Source organism: Streptomyces sp. NPDC019396 (assembly GCF_040632375.1).
Lineage (GTDB): Bacteria > Actinomycetota > Actinomycetes > Streptomycetales > Streptomycetaceae > Streptomyces.
Map to the genome: position 1 here is coordinate 1 of NZ_JBEYBS010000039.1, position 15,982 is coordinate 15,982.

Here is a 15,982-nt window from a genome sequence, read left to right on the forward strand (position 1 = left end):
GTAGCGCTCGGTCCGCAGGCCGCACGCCTTCGCCCAGTCGTCGTCGTTGACCGCGCTCTGGTAGGTCCGGGCGACCTGCACGGCGGCCGCCGTGGCGTCAGAAGCGCCACCCCCACCGGACCCGCCCTTCTCCCCTTCGTCCTGGGATGAGCACCCGGCCGCGAGAACGGTGACGGCCGCCGCGGCGGCGATGGTTACGGCACGCTTCATACCCCTACCCCCTGCGGTTCCTTGGTCAGGTCGGCCCCGCCGTTGTCGACCTTCGGTGTCGTGCTCAGCAGTTCCAGCAGTTCTTCCGACGGGACGTCGAACTGGACGGTGGCGGACTGGAATCGCCGGTCGCGCATGATCGCGTGGCCGTGGCGGATCTCCTGGTCAAAGCCCACGCCGATCGCCTGGATCAGCGCCCGAGTGTGCTCACCCGTGGGCAGGTCGAGCAGGGCCGCGAGGGCGTCCTGTTGCTCGGAGGTCGTGAGCTGGAAGCCGAACATGGTGGTGATCTGCTCGATGAGGCCGGTCAGCTTCGCCAGCGACTCCGGGTCCTGGGTGTCGATGACCAGGGCGGTTTGAAGCGCCCTGCCGACCCTGGCGATGTACTGGAGGAAGCTGCTTCCCTCGCGGGTCGCCGTCAGTACGTGCACCTCGGGGACCGCGATGGCCTTGCGCAGGCCGCGCAGGTCCTTGCGGCCGGCCATCGAGATGCCGAACGCGAGCATGGAGTGGACCAGGGCGACGCTGAGCCGCTGGTGCACGGACCAGTCCTCGCGGTCGTCGTCCGGGGCAGGCAGCGAGATCCCGGGGATCTGCACCACCCAGATGCCCGGCTCGGACCGCATGAACATGTTGTCGCCGGTCGGCCTGCCCATGAACGGGGCACCGAGGCCCGTCTGCGCGAGCTCGTACAGGGCCTGCCCGGTCTCCCTGGCCAGCTCGTCGGTGGACTCGCGCAGGTACTCGATGACCTTCCACACCCGCGGTTCCCCGGCGGCGATCACTTCGTTGACGGCCGACTGGATCGGCGTCTCGGCGCCGCGCATCCGCAGGTGCTGGGGCAGGGCGATGCCCAGCTGTGCGGGGACCTCGGTCTGGGCCCGCTCGGCGCTCTCGCCGGTCAGCAGGGTGAACAGGTCTGCGACGCCCGCGTACTGGGCTCCGGTCTCGACCAGGTGCGCGTTGAGGCCGTAGCGGCGGCCGGCCGCGACCAACCCGCCCATGTCGCCCTTGAAGTCGAGCGCCAGGACGAAGCTGCCGCGGAACGCCGCGTCCAACAGGCTCATCATCATCGCGGTCGTCTTGCCGCGTCCGCTTCGGCCGATGAACGCCGTGGTGGTCGCGTCACCGCGCGCGGAGCCGCCGGTCAGGTCGTTGCGGACCAGGCCGGGGGTGGAGCCGGTGAGGTAGCCGATCACCGGGCCGGTGTCGTCACCGACGGAGGCCCCGCCCCAGAACCAGCTTCCGGCGAGGGCGCCCACGGTACGGATGTGGGAGAGGTCGGGGACGCGCACCTTGTCACCCGGCAGCGTCTCCAGCCAGAGTTCCTTCTGCTCCTCGGTGCCGATGGACACCTCGATACCGAGACCGCCGTAGTGGGTGGTGACCGCGTCGATCTTCGACCGCAGGTCCTCCAGGGAGACGTCGCTGGAGACGACCAGACGGGGGTGGTCCTCCAACAGGGTGACGTCCTCGCGCTTCATGTCGCGCGCGAGCTGGGCCATGGTCTCTTCGGTCTCGATGATGTCGGCGGCGGGTGTTCCGGCGGAGTGCTGGGCGGCGGAGTCGCCCTGCTCCTTGGCCAGCTTCCGCGTCTCCTCGGTCAACTTCAGCGCGTCGCGCCGGTGCAGGACCTTGAAGCGCACGGACGGCTCGGGGTTGACGGGGAGGATCTGAACATCGGGGTCGACGCCGTCCTCGTCGTATTCGGGTACGTACGTGATCTCGCTGACTGTCCGCAGCCACTCCCCCGGTCCCGGGGACTCCATCTCTTCGGGGAAGGAGTCCATCGTCAGGACGCTGGTCCAGGCGGCGACTTCGCCCTGGGCGTCCATCACGCGCACGTGGTCCGGGTACGGGACGACGCGGCCGCGGGTGAGTGCGGCCAGCTTCGCCCCGGAGATCACGCCTGCGGAGTTCGGCGTCGGCAGACTCGTGGCCCGGTGCTGTTCGCGCGCGATCATCCAGGCCAGGACCTCGACCGGAGCGGGCTTGGCCCGCCACGGGGTCGTCTCCAACTGGCGTCCGAGCCGGCGCGCGAGCGCGTCGAGCCGGGCCAGCTCACGCTGCGGGATGCCGGTCTTCCTGATGCCGAAGGCGTCCTGCACGCCGCTGCGGCTGCGGGCCTGGGTCTGTCCCGAGCGCTCTTGGATGCGGACACCCAGCAGTAGCTGACGCTGGGAGAGGGCGAGGTCATCGAGCCGTTCCACCCGGGCGTCCGCCCACGCGGCGAAGTCTCCGGCGGTGAACAGCTCCTCGGCCTCGACGCGGTAGTCCGCCGCGTTCAGCGGGCTCCAGAGTATCCGCAGGTGGCAGTCGTGCCCGGCGAGCGTGCGGGCGAGCGCACTGGATGCCTGGTCGTGTTCGGCGTCCCGCGCCGTCTCCGACATCAGGTCCGTGTTGCTGCTGGACAGGACGTACCACGCCTCTGCGTGGGTCTCCGTCACCGTGAGCCCGTCCGCCAGGGCCAGGTATCGCGGTGGCGGCGCCGACCGGTCCCCCGCGACTCCGAGGAACTTTCCGACTGCCTTCGTGATCTTCATCCCCGTACCCCTCTTTACTGCGGCTTGCCGCCGGTGCGCTTGCGGGCGCGGTACACCGCGTCCGGCCCGTACATCCGGGTCTTGGAGTCGAACGGGACGGCCCGGCCGGCGGTGGGCCGGGGCGCGTCCTTGCCGAGCGCGCTCTCAAAGACACCCATGCCGGGCAGCTCGACAAACGCCTCGGCACGCTCACCGAGCCGGGCACGCAGCGGCATCCACTCGTGCCTCTCGGCCGCGCGGCGCCCGCCGTTGATCACGGGCCGGTGTCCCAGCGTCAGGTACCGGACCCACAGCGCCCATTGCGTGAGGTTCCACCTGCGCTCGTTCCTCCGGCTGCGCTGGGCCCCGTAGTACGTGATGACCGCCGGGGGCGCGAAGTACAGCGTGAACGTCAGCTGGCTGGGCAGCCCGAACAGCATCAGGAGAGAACCGGTCCACAGGACGTAAACGACTACGCCCGTGACCAGCATCCGGCGGGAAGGGCCTTCGCCCAGGTCCATGCCGAAGATTTCGTGCTGGCGAGTTTCAAGATCGAAGTGGCGTGTGTACGTGTGTCCGACCCTGCTCACGCGCCCGCGACCTTGTTGAAGATCTCCACGAACATGTTCTTCGTGGTGTCGGTGGCGAAGACGAACCCGGCCACCAGGATGCCGGTGATGACGTGGCCGATCAGCTCACCCCACTCGCGCTTGGCGTAGTGGCCGATCGCTCGGACCACCAGGATGATCAGGAAGATGTTTCCCGCGATCAGGAAGACCCACGTCTTCAGGTCTGCGCCGCTGGTCAGTGCCAGCGTCACCGTGTCGGCAGACATGCCTCGTATCCCCTCGTTTGGTTCCTTCAGGCGGAGTTAGACGGTTCCGCCGTGGACCTCGGCGACCTGCCAGCGCTCGGCGGCGGCCGAGGCCACCCGGGTCAGCTCGACCCGGTAGGTCTGCTCCAGCTCGGCGGCGCCGATCGTCCACCGCACGACGGCGGTTCCGGTGCGGTCGCTGCCCTTGCCCTGGTCGACGTTCCAGCTCTGGATGCCCTGGAGCGTGATCCCGTCGGGCAGCGGCGGGACGCTCGCGCCCGGGGCGGTCACGCTGTCCGCCTCGCCCTTGGCGTACTCGGTGAAGAACGTTTCCACGGTGCTCTGGGTCTGGGCGGAGAGCTCGACGTCGCTGTCGACGGCGTTCTGGTCGGTGACAGTCGGGCCGGAAGCGGGAACGCCGACGATGCCCGGTTCGCCGGTGACGACGATGCGGCCTGCGGTGTTCAGGACCGGGACCTCCAGCCCCACCCACTTCCGTTGGGCGGGCGCCGGGTCCTTCTTCTTGTCATTGGGCGGTTCGCCGGGGACGTTGATCAGCACGGTCACGTGCACCCGGGCGCGCTTGTCGCCGAGCTCCGTCACCGCGCCCGGCTGGGCGAGGAGTACGGTCTGCTGCCCCTTCGAGTTCCAACCCGCGGTGGTGTCCGTGCCCTTGGGCATGTCCCGCGCCAGGGCCTTGGCCCGCTGGTCGGGGTTGGCCTCGTCCCAGGTCAGGTACGAGTACGCGAATCGCGCGGCGACCAGTTGGGCGTCCTGCACCGGGTAGGTGGGCCCCTGCTTGACCGTCGGCGCCGGGGCCGGCGCGGGCTGGCTGGGCCAGAACCAGGACCTGACGCCGGTGATTACGGCCAGGCCGACCACCACCCACAGCACGATCCGGCCGGTGACGACCAGCGCCCTCGTGCCGGTCTTCTCTTCCTGAAGCACCCAAGGGGTGGCAGGCGTCCGTGTTTGCTTGGGTTCGGTCGCAACCTGAGTCGGGCTGTGCCCGTTACGCTCGGCCTGGACCCGCTTCCCCGCGGCTACCCAGTGTGCGGCGCCGGCTGCCGGTACGGTCTTCTGCTGGGGCGGTTCCGCTTGGGGAGCTGGTGCTTCCTTGCTCCGGGGCTCCGGGAGGTTGAGAACCTTCCACACGACCGTTTTGAGCGCACTCATCCCCAGACGACCTTCCCCGCGATAGGCCCGAACTGATCTGGACAGTACGCGGATTGGCCACAGTGCGTCAAAAAATTTCGTATGGGTCGCGGTAGAGTGCGGCGCCATGCGCACGGGGGCAGACGGATGGCGTCTGCGGGGATGGCTTGTCGCTGAGTTGCGGCAGGCCCGTGGAATCTCCCAGAAGGTATTGGCAACAGCGGTCGGGTGCTCTCGTAGCGCCGTCGCCATGTGGGAGTCGAAGAACCAGCGGCCCAGTCCACGGCATCTGCTCCGACTGGCCCGCAGCCTCGACGTCTCACCCCTTGACCTGGTCGAACTCCTCGACTCTGACTGGACGTTGAGGATACTCCGGCGGTTCCTTGGGTTCACACAGGCACAGGTGGCGCAAGCACTGAGGGTCGCCGTCAGCACGTATTGCGATGTCGAGAGAGGACGCCAGGTCCTGCCCGACAGGTGGGTGCCAATACTTGGATCTCTCTTCAATACCGACGAACACACCGTCAGGAATAGCGCCCCATTAAAAAAGGCGAAGAAGAGATAACCCTTTGTCGACAAACCCACAGAATGAGTTACAGCCAGAGGGGACGTTTAACCACGTATGCATTCTTTGATCCCAAAAGTGCGATTTAGCGATCAATGAGGCATCGTTCCGCTTCCCCAGCGCCTGCACTCGACCGCGTCCGGCGCCCGGCGCGTCGACGGCAGGGACAAGGACTTGGGCATGTGACAAGAGCACAACTAAGCCCCGGCAGGCGGCAGTTGGCTGCTCTCCGGGGCTTTGCTGTCGCGCAGTGAGGGCTATCCGGGGCCGATCTGGCGGAGCCACTGCCCCATCTGTTCGGCGGAGGGCCGCGCGGCCGGCGGTCGCATGAGGGCGTACTGCAGAACCTCTTCGAGCTGCGGCCAGTGCGTGATGTGCCCGTGCGGCAGCCGGTTACGCAGCAGCAGCCCGCGAAGCACTGCCGCCGTGAACCGCGCCGGATCGACCCCGGCCGCGGCGTAGTCGCGGTGCCATGTGCCTGTCGCCGCCCACCACAGTCCGGCCGCGAGGGCGTACACCTCATCCGAGGGTTCGGTGACCACCGGACGCTCCCCCGCCTCGATGCGGTGCATCAGTTCGGGTGACATCAGGTGCAGGAGTCCGCCGAGGAAGGTGTGCGATGGTGCCAGCACCGGGCCCGACGCCCATGTGCAGTCGATGAAGCGGACCGCGCCGGACGTGTGGACGGTGTGGTGTGGCTGGAGGTCACCGTGCACCCATCCGGCCGCGTGCAGGGCTCCGACGGCTTGGCACACGTCGACCGCTGCGGCGAGGGCCGAGGACCGGTCCTCGTCGTGCTGCTGGCGTACGCTCTCGAACCGAGTCCAGGTGGAGGCGCCTTCGAGCCACGGCGTGATGAGCCACGCCGAACCTGTCCCCCGGCCCGCCTTCGCCCGCCCTCCGTACGACAGGCCGGGCACCAGGGAGTGCGTCTGCTGGAGCACGGCGGTTTCGCGGGCGACGGTGGCGGCCCCCTCGCCGGTGCCGACCTTCAAGGCCCACAGCCCGCGCGGTCCGGACACCTGCCAGACGGCCGCGCCTCTGCGGTCCGTCACCTGCTCCCAGTGCGCGGGTTCTCCCGCCAGCGCCTCCGCATCGGCCCGGCCGATCAGCGGTGGCTGCGCGACGCGTTGCCCCGGCAGGCTGACGGACTTCGTCCCCTCAACGTCCAGCACGGAAAGGCCCTCTCTCTACGGTCCGCGACGGTCGCGGTCAGGTCGTCGGTGACGGGACGGCGGAGGGACCGGTGCCCACCGGCTGGGCGATGCGGCACCGGTGCGACGCCGGTCCGCCTCAGAGCAGGTTCTGAGCGGCCACGGCTGCGGTCACGGTCCACATGGCGCCCAGGTAGGTGCACAGACAGCGGACCAGCACCGGGTGGTCGCGGTACATGTGCCTCAGCGCGGCGAAGCCCGTCCTGCCGTGCGACTGCGCTCGGAAGCCGAAGAACGAGACGGTCACCGCGGACACCTGCACGGCACGGCCCTCGACCTGCTCCTGGTCCTGGCCCTGGTCCTGGTCCTGGTCCAGAAGCATGTCCATGAGGGTGCAGGGCTCGAAGTCCTGCCGCGGCGGGCGCTTCGCGCGGATGCGACGCAGGTACGGGAAGTCAGGCATGGCGGTTCGCTCTCTCGGTTGATTCGGCGGATGGCACGGCGGGCGCTGTGCCCGCCGGCGCTGGCCGTCCGACGACCCGGGCGCGAGGCACCGGGCCGCCGGGCGGGGTCTAGGCCGCGACGCTCGGCGTCGCGAGTTCGGCCAGGTCCACGGGGGTGCAGCCGTGCAGGGTCACAACGTCGCGGGCGGCGAGGGTCCACCGGAGCGCGGGGTCCTCGAACGCGACGTCGGTAAGGCCGTTCTTGCTCTTGGTCGAGACCGGCCGAAGGGTTCGCGGGTCGTAGACGATCCCGGAAACTCCCCATGGTTCTGTCCGCTCGACCAGGGCGGCGGTGTGCCCCTTGACCAGGTGCGGGCAAGCCTCGGCAGCTTCGACGGCGCACGGCAGGCACACGGGAGGGGTGTCCGTCACGTCACCGTCTCGGATCGGTCGGCCGTCGACCGCGCGTCCGATGAACAGGTGCTTCCCGCCCCAGCGGCTGAACTCGTCGTTGTCGAACGTGGAGGTCGCACAGACCATGCAGAGCATGTGCGACATGGCTTGACGCTGACGAAGGGGGTGGATGTCCGCCAGACGGGGCTTTCCCCTCCCCCGCACCAGTGGGTACCGCACCCAGAGGGCGCCGTCCCTCCGGTCCGCGCCGCTGACCTCGTCGGCGTAACCGATTCCCTCCGCGCCGTCCGGTCCGACCCGCTTGATCAGCCTGGTCGGCAGCGGGTTCTCCTCGCCCCACGGCGCAACGAAGGGGACGTGGAGCCCCCGCCAGTGGAACTGAGTCACGGTCATGCCGCTGCCCCCGCGAACGCGGGCCGGTGCGGCGCGATGGCTTGACCGTTGTGCGGACACATGGCGCTCGTCCTCTCGGTGGTCCGTGTTGGTGAAGGCGTCCGCTGGTCGCTCTGGTTCATGCGACCTGCTTGATCGCTCGCGTGGCGGTGAGCCGTTCCAGAAGGTCGTTCGCGACGGCGCCCACCAGCCGCAGGTGGAGAACGCGGTCCCGGAAGTGCTCCGGCAGGTCGACGGCTTGAAGGCCGGTGGCCCGCTCGGCGAGCCGCAGCACCTCGGCGTCCCTGCTCTCCGCCGCAATGGCGATGGCGGCCAGTCGCTCCAGGCCGTCACGCAGGTGACCGTGAATCTCCTCGACCTTGTCCTCCTCGGGAGGCTGCGGGTCGAGCGCGTCCCCGATGTCGTCCAGGATCTCGGGGAGCGTGCGCATCCTTCGCAGGGCCGCCGCCAGCAGAGCCAGCTTCTCGGCGCTGACCGAGGGAGCGTGAACCGCGTACGTGGACTGCATCAGCAGCTCCCTATTGCGTAGGCGTGCCGCCCCCGGCGCGGGATACGGGGGGTTGGCCCTGCCGAGGGCGGCACGGGGGGCGCCGATAAGGCGCCCGGGGTCCGCGCCGGACGGCGTGCTCGCCAGTCCGGCGCGGTGGCTGTGTTGGTCGGTGTGCGCTCCGAGAGAGCGCGGCCGGCCGGAGACTCGGTCATCGGACATCGCCCGTCGCCTCGATCGCGGCCCAGACCCTCAGGCCGGGCCCCGCTTCCGTGGCACCCCACCGGCTGGCCAACCGGCGCACCAGGTCGAGCCCGCGGCCGTGCTCGTCCCACAGGTCGCCGGTCTCCTCCGAGATCGCGCGGAGTGCTCTAGCGGGCCGGGGACCGCTGTCACGGACGGCCACCTCGACTTCGCCGTCACGCCGCAGCAGTTCGAGCTCGATGCTGGATGACGTGGTGTGCCGCACCGCGTTGGTCGTGATCTCAGACGCCAGCAGGACGGCCGTGTCGACGGTGTCCTCCGGCATCCGCCAGGAGCACAGGGCCTCGCGGACGTGGTGACGGGCGCGGGCCGGGGCCTGGTCGTCGCCGTCGAAGGCGTACTGGTGCGGCTCGGTCTGGGTGTTCGGCTGCGTGGCACCGTCGGCCCCAACGTCGCGTGCCGCCGTCTTCGCTGAACGATTCGGCATCTCACGCGTCACAGCACACCTCCGTCGGCGGGGACCGACGCGACGCGGCGGCGGTAGGCGGGCATTGCGAGCCGGACGGCGGTCCGCAGCTCGATGGCAGCCAGCAACTCGCCTGCCGAGTAGGGCCGTTGCACCCACCAGGTCGGGCAGTCGTACGGCCCGTACTGCGGGTGGGGGATGGTCAGCCAGGACTCGCGGGGGAGGGTCCAGATGTCCTCAGCCCAGACTCCGCCCTGGTCCGGCTCGATGAAGAGGTAGAGGCGACGGTTCCAGCGGTCTGCCAGTGCCGGGGGGCAGTAGCCCTTGAGCGTCCGGCACACTCCGAGCACGTCGAGCCCGACGGTGTATGGCATCGCCACTGCGTCCCATGCCCGGCCCACCGGAAGCTGCCCGGTCCACTTCGGGTGCTCGGCCCATTCGACGGCCAACTGGTCGGGGCTGGGGTGGGCGGAGAGGAACCAGTCCGTGTCGGTGGCCGTGAGGACCGCTGTCACGACGCACCCCCGGCAGCATTCAGGCACTTGTCGTGGGCCCGGACGTCCCACCAGAGCGTGGTGCCATTCGGGCTGACGGTGCACGCGCGGCCGGCGGGACGCAGTTCCCCGCCCTGCGATTGACAGCCCAGGCAGCAAGCGCCCTGGAGCACGTGTAAGACGGCCGTACTCACGTCGGAAATCTCAAACCGCCGACGGAGCCCTTCCTCGGCGCTTGTCGCGCCACGACTTCGGTCGTCGCTCTGCGGGGCCACTTCGCTGGGCATCCGGGGTTCCTCCCGGTCGGTCGGGACGACGCGGCCCACCCAAGATCACTTGGAGTTGTCGGGCAGGCGCGCTGTGTGCTGACTCGGTACAGGATGCCAGCAGATTCGCTACCGTGGGAACATCTCCCGCAGAATTCTGCGGAACTTGTTTTCATTCGAACTGACGCACACAGGGGGGAAACTGACAGATGTTCATGGGGTGGCAGAATCTCTCGCGAAGACGCAGAACATTCCTTGCCGTGGCAGAACAAGCACCGACACACTGGCCCTGGCACGACGAAGGGACACAGGATGATTGAGGATGTGGGGTCGGCAGCACCGGCTCTCTGCCGTCTTCAGCTCGCCGTCGAACTCCGCAGCTTGCGGGAGACGTCCGGGCTCGCCGCCTCCGAAGTGGCCCGGCGTCTCGTCGTGAGCCCTTCGAAGGTGAACCGGCTGGAGGCCGGCGAGAACGGCGTCGTGGAACCGGCCGACGTGATGGCCCTGTGCGACATCTACGGGGCCGAGCCCGAACAGCGAGCGACGCTCATCGGCTACGCGACCGTGACCAAGACGAAGAAGGACTGGTGGCAAGAGCGCGAGTACGCGCCGGTCATCCCGCCCGGCTTCAAGGCGTATCTCGGGCAGGAGGCCACGGCGTCTGCGCTCCACAACTACGAGTCGGAGTACGTTCCCGGCCTGCTGCAGACCGAGGCATACGTCCGTGCTCTGCACCGCCGAGCACACGAGGGACTGGGCAAGGACGATGTCGACCGTCTCGTAGCCGTTCGCATGACACGGCAGGAGGTCCTACACCGGGAGACCTCACCGCTCAGGCTCATCGCCATCATCAACGAATCGGTGCTGCGACGTCGCGTTGGCAGCGCCGAAGTGATGCGTGAGCAACTGGGGCACATCGCCGAACTCGCGACATCCCTCCCCAACGTCCGTGTGCAGGTCGTTCCGTTCGAGTCGGGAGCACACCCCGGCATGAACGGAGCGTTCACCATCTTGCAGTTCCGGGAGAAGGACCCCTTCCCCCCGATTGTCTACCTGGAAAACCTGTCCGACGCCTGGGTCGTTCGGAAGCGGGCCGACGTCGACCGGTACGAGGAGACGTTCACGGACCTGCAAGCGTTCGCTCCAGGGCACACGGAGTCCTTGAGCATGATCAAGAAAGCGATCGAGGAGTTCTGATTCCTATGACCAGGGACGACGCCCAGAACCCCCAGTGGTTCACGTCCAGCTACAGCAACGACCAAGGGGGTCAGTGCGTCGAAGCGGCTCGCATGGGCAACGGGACGGCCCGGAAGATGTGGGTGCGCGACTCCAAGGCTCCAGCCGGGCCCGTATTCGAGTTCGACCACGGCCCCTGGCAGCACTTCGTCCAGGCCGTGGCGGAGGGTGAGATCAGGCACCGGAACACGTAAGGCCCGACGCAGCAAGATCACACGGACCGGAATCGGCCCGACAGGCGAATGCCTGTCGGGCCGATTCCGTTTGCGTGGCAGGCTCGATCAGCTCATGAGCGGGAAATCGCACGAGCGGGCCAGGACGGCGAGCACGGCCAGCACGACCAGCCCGTACAGGACCTGGCGGCCGGTGATCGGCTGACCGCCGCCCTGATCGGGTCCGTCCTCGCCGTCGGGGATACCCCCGAAGTGGGCCTGCTGGCGGTGGGCTTCGCGTGCAGCCGTCTCCCCCTCCGGACCGATCGGGAAGCGGGTGCGGCAGGCGCCGCACTTCCAGTACGCCACGGGGACGTTCTCCTCTCACGGGCCGCCCACGGGCGGGCGGCTGCTGATGCGGGAATCGAGCCTAGAACCTGCGCGGGACGGCAGGTAGCCCGCCTACCGAATCGGTAGGCGGGCAGTAGGCGGCGGGTAGTTATTGCAGGTCAGATGGCTGACCTACCGGTAGTAGGCGGACCAGGTTCGACCCCTGGGCCGGCAGGGGAGTGAAGCCCTGGGGAAGGTCCGCGGAGTGCACACCGGGCCGGTTACGGGTGGCCCCGTCCTTGTCCGATGCGGGGGCCTTCACGCCGTCCCGGACGGGGATCTGGTGGGCCGCCAGGAGGGCCCTCACCCGGCCGATCTCGGACCGCATGTCACCCCCCTCGGGGAGGCTTCCCAGGGCCAGTTCACGAAGGTGCACGGCGGTGCCATTCCCCCGGGTCCGGATGCTCTCGCGCACCCACGCGTAGACCCTGATTCGCTCCGCTGCGGCGGCCTCTTCGGGGGACGGTTCCGCCACTTCCCCACCGGACGGATCGGGTTCCGCTTCCCCACTCCCCTGATCCTCTTCGTGATCTTCAAGGGGGTCGACCTTCGCGACTCCCCCGTCCGCGTCCTCTTCGCGATCTTCCTTTTCGTGATCTTCGTGGGCCCCGGCGACCGCTCCGACGATCCAGGCGATCACCACGAAGATGATCACGAAACCGCCCGCTCCTCGCATCAGGTCCACCGGGTGGTCGACCACCCAGTTCCCTACCGCCGCCGCCAGCTTCCCCACCGCCGGGACCGCCGTGTTGACCAGGAACATGACCCCCATGCCGACGAGGACCACACCGCCGATGATGAGGTCACCGGTGCTGGTCCCGGACTTCGCGGGCGCCTTCTTGCTCCCCGTCGACTTCTTCGCCGGAGACTTACCGCCGCGCCGCTTCGGCTTCGCGGAACGCTCGGCGTCGCCAGCGGCCGCCGCCTTCGGGGTCGACTTCGCCCGCTTCCTTCGTACCCGGCCGATGACCAGCACCCAGCCCCGGCGTGTCAGGGTCCAGGTCGCGCGGAGGATGATCACCGACCCCGCCCGTACGGTGACCAGGCCGGCGCGGTCGAACGCGTGATACGCCGACAGGTCCGGCCGGGTCACGGCGCGGCCGGGCACCCGGGGGGCGTCCGCCTGGCTCTCCAGGGACTCGATGATCTGGCCCCACCACGCCCGAGGGCGTGACGGCTGCTCCGCCGTCACGCCCTCGTCGTCCAGCAGCTCGACGTCGCCCGCCCCGCCCTCGTCCTCGTCGCCCGGGTCGGACTTGACCAGGTCCACAGCCATCAGGCGACCACCGTTCCGGTCAAGTTGCTGATCAGGTGCGTGATCGTGTCGAAGATGCCACCGGCCGCCGTGAACATGCTGGGCAGCATCAGGGCGAACAGGCCGTTGCGGAACTTCGACGGCTTCAGGCCGTACAGCAGGATGCACATCAGGATGGCGACGGCACCGGCGCCGAAGTTGCCCGCGGACCCGAAGCTGGTCTGGATCGCCTGGGACAGGCCGCCGCTCATGTCTCCGACGAAGCTGAAAGTCTCCCCGGCCTGGGCATAGAGCTGGCCGGTGATGAACGCGGCCGCGATCACGCCCTCATGGGACAACTTGATCTTCCACTTGCCCTGCGCGCCGACGATCAGGAACGCGGTCATCACGACGGCGCCGCCGGTGAAACCGATCGCTCCGAAAATCTGGCCCATGTCTGTGATCTGCTCTCTCGGTTAGTTCGTGCCGTACAGGAGGAATGCGACGGTGGCCGTGGCGGCGGGAACGTGGGCGGCCCAGACCACGCCCTTCCAGGGCCACTTGTCGCCGTAGTGGCCGACCCAGCCACGGACCATGCGGTATGCGATCTGGAGCCCCAGCGCGACGCCGCCGCCGACGACCCACGCGGGCCGGGCCATCTGCAGAGCCGTGATCAGGCCCAGCGAAGAGACGAAGATGACTCCGCCCAACTTCGACCGCATGGCCAGGGCCAAGACCCCGGCGCCCAGAGCGCAACCGGCCACGGGTGTGGCGTACTGGTCGGCGTGGGCCATCAGGCCGGTGACCCAGTCGTCCAGGTGCAGACTCCAGCCCGCGGCGTACGCGGTGCCAGCGAAGATGACCTGACGGCCCCGGGAGTTGTTGATCAGGCCGCCGCCCTGCGTGGTGCCAGCGATGACCGGTCCGGCGTTCTTGACCGCGGCCGCGAAGCGGCCGCCCGTCGTCGCAGGTGCCGGGGCATCGTCGGCGTCTGCCTCCTCGGCGTCGTCATCCTGGGCGGCCTGGTCCTTCTTCCGCCCGGTTCGGGTCTTCTTCGCCTCGGGCTCGCCCTGCTGGTCCTCGGCGTCCTCGTCGTCGGCGTCCTCCTCTACTACCGGCTGGGCCGGAGCGGCGGCGGGGGCGTTCTTCGGCGAGGGCGGCGCGGTCGGTGGAGCGGGGACGTTGCCGGTGAAGGTGTCCTGGTCCGCGGCGTCGTCCTTGTAGACGTCGTTCCACCAGTCCTTTGCCGGTGCGGCCGGGGCAGGTGCCTCGACCGGGGCGGGCGGCTGGGCGGGAGCGGATGCGGCGGCGGCCGGCGCCGTGTCGGCGTCGGTGTCCGTGTCGACCACATCCAGGTCCAGGTCGACGTCGGGCATGGTCGCCGCCGCGTCGGGCTCCGGGTCCGGCTCGGTGGCCGGTTCCGGGATCGTCGGGGCGGTCGACGTCGCCAGGACGTCGTCCAGGTCCGCGAGGAAGTCGCTCACGTCGCGGACACCTGTCTCGGACACCTGCGTCTCCGAGTCGGTGTTCGTCGTCATCGGGCCAGCCACCCCCACTTCCGGATGGCCTCGGTCATCAGCCGCCGGATGCGGAGTTCGTCAGCCCCGGGCAGGGCCGGGTTGTTCGTCGCCGTCGGCTGGTGCCGGACGAAACCAGCGGGAAGGTCGAGCGCACGGGCATCCGCGTACGGCGTCCAGGACCGCGCGGACGGGTAGTACGTGCGGGTCAAGACGTGGCCGGGCGGGGTCGCGGACCGGGCGCGTTCGGCGCGTCCACGGTGGTGGTGAAGCAGCGTCACAGTTGGCTCCAAACGGCGAGGACCGCCACGACGGCGCTGACCGTCACGGCGTCCTTGGCGATTCGGACCTTCCTGCTCTTCGGCCGGTACAGGTGAGTCGCGGCGAGCGCGACCACGGCGGCGCCGAGCGCAAGGTCAAACACGGCTGTCCTTCGGGAGGGGCGGCGCCCCGGCCGCGACGAAGGGTCGCGGCCGGTGGCGCTGCGGGTGAGGGCCCTGCTCGTGGCCGTGGTGCTGTTCAGCGCCCGGCACGCGAGTGACGCTCAGCGGTCAGGGACGGCGCTTCTGCGGGATCATCGGGTCGCCCTGGCGGAGGCGGCCGTCGGTCCGGCCGGCGCCCGGCACCGGGATGCCCTGCTGGCCCGTCCGCAGGTAGCCGTTCGAAGGCGTGCTGGTCTTCCGCTCTGCCATGATGTGAGTCCTCTGTTCCATGCGTTGGGATAGGGACTCGGGGCGGCCCATCTGCTTGGCGGTAGGGGGTCGCTCCGAGGTGCATCCGGCCTCGTTGGTGCTCAGCACCGGCGGGGCCGTTGTCGCGTAAGGCGACTCCGCAGCAAGCCCGTTGGCGTCCTGCGGTACCTCCAGTAAACGCCAACCTCCACAGGAGGTCAACCAAGTTCCACGGGAGATTTCAAAATCTCCTCGGGAGATTGAGTGATCTGCTGCGGAGCCTTACCCTCAGCTCATGACACAGCACCCGTCCGCCACCCCAGAGTTCCGCACCGTCGCTCAGCGACTGCGGGAAGCCGTGACGGGCGGCACGTACGAACCCGGCTCCCGGCTCCCCGCCGCCGCCGAACTCGCCGAGCACCTGGGGTGCACCCGCTCCGCCGTCGAGCGGGCCGTCCGGGTTGCCGCCGCCGAGGGCCTGGTCACCACACGCAAGGGATCGGGGGCCTACGTCTCCCGTCTCCTGCAGCGGATCACCCGGCGCACGGACGGCCTGCTCCGCTCCGTCCCAGACGGCGAAGCGGGCGGCTCGGACGACGCGCTCGAAGCAGAGCTGCGGGCCCTCGGACTCGTCGCCCGCCACTTCCCCGACGTCCGCACCGAGCGGGCCCCGCAGGACCTGGCCGCTCCGCTCGGCCTGAAGCGGCAGGGGCAGGTCCTCGTCCGCGAGACGCGGACGTTCGCCGTGGCGGCCGGCTCCGCGCCCACCGATCCCGGCACACCCGTCCAGCTCGTCTTCACGTACCTGCCGCTCGACATCGCGCGGCACACCGACCTGGAGCGCCCAGACCTCGGCCCCCGGGGCGTAGAAGGCCTTCTCACCGAGCTCGGGCACCGGCCCACGGACTTCTCCGAGACCGTCGACGTCCGCCCGCCGCATGAGCACGAAGCGACCGCCCTGGAGATCGACGCGGACAACAGGGTCATCCATCTGACCCGCACCGCCGCCACCGCCGACCGGACCGTGGCGGTCACCGTCAGCGTGCTTCCCGCACACCTGTGGTCGCTCTCCTATCGGTGGTCCACCGCCACCTGACGCCCCGCTCCCCGACCGGGCGGGCCGGCGCGTCCGGCGCCCGGTAGCCCGGTAGATGTGCAGGTCAGAGGCCACCTACCGGCAACTACCTACCGCCTA

The 15,982-nt window shown here is 69.4% G+C and carries 21 protein-coding genes and 1 pseudogene; 4 read left to right on the plus strand and 18 right to left on the minus strand.

Going from position 1 to position 15,982, the window contains the following annotated elements:
• The 5 genes and pseudogenes from ABZ532_RS29225 to ABZ532_RS29245 all read right to left on the minus strand — a co-directional run.
• Positions 1-210 (minus strand): annotated as a pseudogene (locus ABZ532_RS29225) (hypothetical protein); the annotation flags it as partial.
• Complete coding sequence (locus ABZ532_RS29230; RefSeq protein WP_030794225.1) at positions 207-2,753, minus strand: ATP-binding protein; 2,547 nt, start codon at positions 2,751-2,753, stop codon at positions 207-209. The gene ABZ532_RS29230 and the pseudogene ABZ532_RS29225, both read right to left, overlap by 4 nt.
• A 14-nt stretch (positions 2,754-2,767) precedes the next feature.
• Positions 2,768-3,322 (minus strand): hypothetical protein, encoded by a 555-nt coding sequence (locus ABZ532_RS29235; RefSeq protein ID WP_037898304.1) that lies wholly within the window; start codon positions 3,320-3,322, stop codon positions 2,768-2,770.
• The gene (locus ABZ532_RS29240) at positions 3,319-3,567 is read right to left on the minus strand and encodes a hypothetical protein (protein WP_124286974.1); all 249 of its coding nucleotides are present in this window, start codon (positions 3,565-3,567) and stop codon (positions 3,319-3,321) included. The genes ABZ532_RS29235 and ABZ532_RS29240 overlap by 4 nt, the downstream gene beginning before the upstream one ends.
• A 36-nt stretch (positions 3,568-3,603) precedes the next feature.
• Positions 3,604-4,494: a conjugal transfer protein gene (locus ABZ532_RS29245; RefSeq protein ID WP_361290272.1), complete on the minus strand. Its 891-nt coding sequence runs from the start codon at positions 4,492-4,494 to the stop codon at positions 3,604-3,606.
• A gap of 334 nt (positions 4,495-4,828) precedes the next feature.
• On the opposite strand from ABZ532_RS29245, the gene ABZ532_RS29250 reads away from it, so the two are divergent.
• Entirely contained in the window at positions 4,829-5,266 is a 438-nt protein-coding gene (locus ABZ532_RS29250; protein ID WP_361290275.1) for a helix-turn-helix transcriptional regulator, read from the plus strand.
• Positions 5,267-5,523: 257 nt separating this feature from the next.
• Here ABZ532_RS29250 and ABZ532_RS29255 read toward each other — a convergent pair whose 3' ends face one another.
• From ABZ532_RS29255 to ABZ532_RS29280, 6 genes are all read right to left on the minus strand, one after another.
• On the minus strand, positions 5,524-6,441 hold the full coding sequence (locus ABZ532_RS29255) for a lipopolysaccharide kinase InaA family protein (RefSeq protein ID WP_361290278.1): 918 nt from the start codon (positions 6,439-6,441) through the stop codon (positions 5,524-5,526).
• 118 nt (positions 6,442-6,559) lie between these two features.
• Positions 6,560-6,883, minus strand: a complete 324-nt coding sequence (locus ABZ532_RS29260) for a hypothetical protein (RefSeq protein ID WP_361290281.1) — start codon at positions 6,881-6,883, stop codon at positions 6,560-6,562.
• Between the two features lie 109 nt (positions 6,884-6,992).
• A complete protein-coding gene (locus tag ABZ532_RS29265) occupies positions 6,993-7,670 on the minus strand; it encodes a hypothetical protein (RefSeq protein WP_361290284.1) in 678 nt (225 codons plus the stop codon).
• A gap of 118 nt (positions 7,671-7,788) precedes the next feature.
• The gene (locus tag ABZ532_RS29270; RefSeq protein WP_361290287.1) at positions 7,789-8,379 is read right to left on the minus strand and encodes a DUF6415 family natural product biosynthesis protein; all 591 of its coding nucleotides are present in this window, start codon (positions 8,377-8,379) and stop codon (positions 7,789-7,791) included.
• A complete protein-coding gene (locus ABZ532_RS29275) occupies positions 8,369-8,860 on the minus strand; it encodes an ATP-binding protein (protein ID WP_361290290.1) in 492 nt (163 codons plus the stop codon). The genes ABZ532_RS29270 and ABZ532_RS29275 overlap by 11 nt, the downstream gene beginning before the upstream one ends.
• Positions 8,857-9,342 carry a hypothetical protein gene (locus tag ABZ532_RS29280; RefSeq protein WP_361290292.1) on the minus strand — a complete coding sequence of 162 codons (486 nt, stop codon included), beginning with the start codon at positions 9,340-9,342 and terminating at the stop codon, positions 8,857-8,859. The genes ABZ532_RS29275 and ABZ532_RS29280 overlap by 4 nt, the downstream gene beginning before the upstream one ends.
• 557 nt (positions 9,343-9,899) lie before the next feature.
• Here ABZ532_RS29280 and ABZ532_RS29285 point away from each other — a divergent pair.
• Positions 9,900-10,784: a helix-turn-helix transcriptional regulator gene (locus tag ABZ532_RS29285; protein WP_315880632.1), complete on the plus strand. Its 885-nt coding sequence runs from the start codon at positions 9,900-9,902 to the stop codon at positions 10,782-10,784.
• Between the two features lie 5 nt (positions 10,785-10,789).
• Complete coding sequence (locus tag ABZ532_RS29290; RefSeq protein WP_361290296.1) at positions 10,790-11,017, plus strand: DUF397 domain-containing protein; 228 nt, start codon at positions 10,790-10,792, stop codon at positions 11,015-11,017.
• A gap of 87 nt (positions 11,018-11,104) precedes the next feature.
• Here the strand turns inward: ABZ532_RS29290 and ABZ532_RS29295 are convergent, their stop codons facing one another.
• From ABZ532_RS29295 to ABZ532_RS29325, 7 genes are all read right to left on the minus strand, one after another.
• Positions 11,105-11,344 (minus strand): hypothetical protein, encoded by a 240-nt coding sequence (locus ABZ532_RS29295; RefSeq protein WP_361290299.1) that lies wholly within the window; start codon positions 11,342-11,344, stop codon positions 11,105-11,107.
• A gap of 130 nt (positions 11,345-11,474) precedes the next feature.
• Positions 11,475-12,641: a hypothetical protein gene (locus ABZ532_RS29300; protein WP_361290302.1), complete on the minus strand. Its 1,167-nt coding sequence runs from the start codon at positions 12,639-12,641 to the stop codon at positions 11,475-11,477.
• Complete coding sequence (locus ABZ532_RS29305; RefSeq protein WP_361290305.1) at positions 12,641-13,006, minus strand: hypothetical protein; 366 nt, start codon at positions 13,004-13,006, stop codon at positions 12,641-12,643. The genes ABZ532_RS29300 and ABZ532_RS29305 overlap by 1 nt, the downstream gene beginning before the upstream one ends.
• 69 nt (positions 13,007-13,075) lie before the next feature.
• Positions 13,076-14,137 (minus strand): hypothetical protein, encoded by a 1,062-nt coding sequence (locus tag ABZ532_RS29310; protein ID WP_361290308.1) that lies wholly within the window; start codon positions 14,135-14,137, stop codon positions 13,076-13,078.
• Positions 14,134-14,397 carry a hypothetical protein gene (locus ABZ532_RS29315; protein WP_361290311.1) on the minus strand — a complete coding sequence of 88 codons (264 nt, stop codon included), beginning with the start codon at positions 14,395-14,397 and terminating at the stop codon, positions 14,134-14,136. The genes ABZ532_RS29310 and ABZ532_RS29315 overlap by 4 nt, the downstream gene beginning before the upstream one ends.
• Positions 14,394-14,540, minus strand: coding sequence for a hypothetical protein (locus ABZ532_RS29320; RefSeq protein ID WP_361290314.1), 147 nt, complete (start codon positions 14,538-14,540; stop codon positions 14,394-14,396). Before ABZ532_RS29320 ends, ABZ532_RS29315 begins: the two co-directional genes overlap by 4 nt.
• A gap of 127 nt (positions 14,541-14,667) precedes the next feature.
• Positions 14,668-14,808 (minus strand): hypothetical protein, encoded by a 141-nt coding sequence (locus ABZ532_RS29325; protein ID WP_361290317.1) that lies wholly within the window; start codon positions 14,806-14,808, stop codon positions 14,668-14,670.
• Between the two features lie 274 nt (positions 14,809-15,082).
• Here ABZ532_RS29325 and ABZ532_RS29330 point away from each other — a divergent pair, with 274 nt between their 5' ends.
• A complete protein-coding gene (locus ABZ532_RS29330) occupies positions 15,083-15,883 on the plus strand; it encodes a GntR family transcriptional regulator (RefSeq protein WP_361290320.1) in 801 nt (266 codons plus the stop codon).
• Positions 15,884-15,982: the final 99 nt, after the last annotated feature.